Origin of the sequence: Opacimonas viscosa, assembly GCF_024199005.1 — a bacterium.
In the GTDB taxonomy this organism is placed as follows: domain Bacteria; phylum Pseudomonadota; class Gammaproteobacteria; order Enterobacterales; family Alteromonadaceae; genus Opacimonas; species Opacimonas viscosa.
The window spans coordinates 1-268 of the sequence record NZ_JANATA010000155.1 but is presented as its reverse complement, the minus strand read 5'-3'; the positions used below and the strand labels follow the sequence as shown (position 1 = coordinate 268).

The window sequence follows — 268 nt, the reverse complement described above, 5'->3', positions numbered from 1 at the left end:
CGGTGAATTACCTCATCACTTAGGTATTACGCTAGGGCGCATTGCGATCAGTTTCAGTATCGCTATGATGTTGGGCAGTGTGCTGGGTATTCTGATGGGCAGATTCCGGTACCTTGATTTGTGGCTCGACAGCCTTACCACCCTGGCGCTGAATATTCCGGCTTTGGTAACGATCATTCTTTGTTTTATCTGGTTTGGTCTGAATGAAGTAGCTGCACTCACCGCTGTGATTGTAAACAAAACACCCAACATCGCCGTTACCCTTCGC

At 48.1% G+C, this 268-nt stretch carries 1 protein-coding gene; it reads left to right on the top strand.

Annotation, left to right across the window (positions count from 1 at the left end):
- Nucleotides 1-268 (top strand): ABC transporter permease subunit (locus tag NLF92_RS13090; protein WP_349293231.1); only part of this gene is annotated, 268 nt, incomplete at both ends.